The sequence below is a fragment of the Blastococcus sp. CCUG 61487 genome (assembly GCF_005222955.1).
Taxonomy (GTDB): Bacteria; Actinomycetota; Actinomycetes; order Mycobacteriales; family Geodermatophilaceae; genus Blastococcus.
In genome coordinates this window covers 1-2389 of the sequence record NZ_LWUA01000272.1, presented here as the reverse complement: position 1 = coordinate 2389, position 2389 = coordinate 1, and the positions used below count along the sequence as shown (strand labels likewise).

Sequence of the window (2389 nt, the reverse complement as noted above, 5' to 3'; positions counted from 1 at the left end):
CCTCGGCCACGCCGCCGGCGACGAGCTGCTCGAGAAGGTGGCCCGCCGCCTGGAGGACGCGATCCGGGCCGGCAGCGTGCTGGGCCGCATGGGGGGTGACGAGTTCGTCGTCGTGGTGCCCGGCGCCTCCGACGCCGACCTGACCGCGCTCGGCCGCCGCCTCGAGATCGAGATCGGCAAGCCCTTCCTGCTCGCGGCCGGCATGGCGCGCATCGGGGTCAGCATCGGCGCCGCGCACGCGCTGCCCAGCGAGCGCGACCTGGACGCCCTGCTGGGCCAGGCCGACGCCCTCATGTACGAGGTCAAGCGCAGCCGCAAGCTCGCGCGCGAGGGGGCGGTCCGGTGAGCACCGACCTGCTCTCCCGGCCCGCGGAGGCCCCCGCCCCCGCGCCGAAGCGGCGGAAGCGACGCCGCCGGTTCCGGTTCTCGCTCAACGCCCTGGCGATCCAGCTGTCCGCCTTCGCGCTCAGCGTCACCCTCGTCGCGCTGCTCGTGGTCTCCGGATCGCAGGCGGCGTTCGTCGAGGAGAACGAGGTCGTCACCAACTACGTGCCGATCGGCACGACCGACGCGCCGTCGGGCGCGGGACCGCGCCGGCCTGCCCCGCCGGTGCCGCCGGTCCCCGACGAGATGCCACCGGCGGAGACGGCGGCCCCCACGACCCCGCCTCCGTCGTCCGTGCCGCGGGTCGTGCCGAGCACCGTCGTCCGGCTCACCGACAACGCCGCCGGCACCTCGATGTTCGGCAGCGAGACGGTCCTCGTTCCCGGCGCCCCGTCCGACCGCTGCATCGTCGTGCGGCACACCGGCGACCAGGCCTCCGGGCCGGTGCGGCTGTACGCCGCGGCGGCGACCGGGGAGCTGGCGCCCTACCTCGACCTCGTCGTCGACATCGGTGCGGCACCCGGCGACGCGTTCGGCGACTGCAGCACGTTCACCCCCGCCCGCCGGCTCTACGACGGCACCCTCGCCGATTTCGCCGCCATCCACCGCCGCTGGAGCAGCGGCCTGGACACCTGGCGGCCCGCGGGCAGCGCGGACAGCCGGGCCTTCCGCTTCACCGTCACCGTCCAGGACGTCGCGGCGGCCGAGGGCAGGTCGGTGCGGTTCGGGTTCTCCTGGGAAACGCGGGACGGGTCGTGAACCGGCCTCGGCCGCGCCGCCGCCGGCTCTGGCAGGGCGGCGTGCTCGCGGTGGCTGCGGCGCTGACCGCCGCGCTCGCGCAGAGCACGACGTCGGCGGCGTTCACCGCCCGGACATCGGACACGGCGAACCAGCTGACCGCGAAGGCATCGTTCTGCACGCCCGGGTCGGTGGACCTCGTCGTCGCCGCGGACACCGCGGTCTACCAGGCGCAGCCGACCACCAGCTTCGGCACCCAGGCTTACCTCGGGACCGCCTCGGGGGGCACGGAGAACGGGCACACCTTCCTCCGCTTCTCCGTGGCCACGCGCGCGCCGTTGCCGCGCCACTGCACGGTGACCAGCGCCGTCCTCACCGTGCAGGCGACGAACCCCGTGGCGGGCCGGACCCTCGAGGTGCACCGGGCGGACCGGGCCTGGACGACGGCCCTGACGTGGAACACCCCTGGGCGCCCCCAACCCACCGGCACGCCGGCGACCACGGCGTCCCGCAGCACCGCGGGCCCGCAGACCTGGGACGTGACCACGCTGACGCAGGAGCTGTACACCGGGCCGGACCACGGCTTCCTGCTCAAGGACGCACCGGACGGGACGACGGTCTACCAGCTCTGGGCGAGCCTGGAATCGGCCAGCCCGCCCAGGTTGGCGATCACCTGGGGGTGACGTCGGGCCGGGTCTCCTGCTCCACCGCGACCTGCTCGAGCGCGACCTGCTCCCGCTGGCCCGCCCCGGTGACCTCCGCCGTGCCGCCGACCACCTCGGTGCGCAGCCGGACCCGCTCGACCGGCACCACCTCCACCAACACCACCGGCCGCTCGGCGTGCAGCACGATCTCCTCCGGCAGCCCCTCCGCCGCCGGCCGGGGCACCAGGGCATCGCCCTCCTCGACCAGCGCCGAGGCGGTGTCGTCAGCGGCCGGGGCGTCCAGCGGCAGCTCCTCGATCCGGATCTCCTCGCGGCGCACCGGAACCGTCACCTGAACCTCCTCGGTGACGACGTACCGGACCACCCGCACCCGCCGGGCCGGCACCTACTCGGTGCGCACGCGCAGCTGCTCCTCGGCGAGCACCATCCCGCCGTCGGTCGCGGGAGACGCCGTCGAGGGGGACGCCGTCGCGCGGGCGTCCGCGTAGTGCCGGCGCAGGGCGTCCTCCTCCTCCGGCGCCAGGTGCTCGCCGCCCAGGCGTGGCGCGCCGGCCACCGCGTCGGCGGGAACGGCGAGCTGGAGACGACCGTCGGCGAACGTG

Annotated in this window: 4 protein-coding genes and 1 pseudogene; 3 read left to right on the top strand and 2 right to left on the bottom strand. The window is 75.6% G+C overall.

The features are described 5' to 3' along the window. From A6V29_RS17850 to A6V29_RS21085, 3 genes are all read left to right on the top strand, one after another. Window positions 1-346, top strand: a 346-nt coding sequence (locus A6V29_RS17850) for a GGDEF domain-containing protein (RefSeq protein ID WP_170977946.1), incomplete at its 5' end; no start/stop codon positions are given. Then, window positions 343-1143 (top strand): hypothetical protein, encoded by an 801-nt coding sequence (locus A6V29_RS21090; protein ID WP_170977945.1) that lies wholly within the window; start codon window positions 343-345, stop codon window positions 1141-1143. The genes A6V29_RS17850 and A6V29_RS21090, both read left to right, overlap by 4 nt. Continuing rightward, on the top strand, window positions 1140-1805 hold the full coding sequence (locus A6V29_RS21085; protein WP_170977944.1) for a DNRLRE domain-containing protein: 666 nt from the start codon (window positions 1140-1142) through the stop codon (window positions 1803-1805). The genes A6V29_RS21090 and A6V29_RS21085 overlap by 4 nt, the downstream gene beginning before the upstream one ends. Here the strand turns inward: A6V29_RS21085 and A6V29_RS17840 are convergent. Together A6V29_RS17840 and A6V29_RS21080 are read right to left on the bottom strand one after the other, a co-directional pair. Beyond that, a complete protein-coding gene (locus A6V29_RS17840; RefSeq protein ID WP_170977943.1) occupies window positions 1792-2157 on the bottom strand; it encodes a DUF2382 domain-containing protein in 366 nt (121 codons plus the stop codon). The genes A6V29_RS21085 and A6V29_RS17840 overlap by 14 nt on opposite strands. 15 nt (window positions 2158-2172) lie before the next feature. Then, window positions 2173-2389: pseudogene (locus A6V29_RS21080) on the bottom strand (hypothetical protein); the annotation flags it as partial.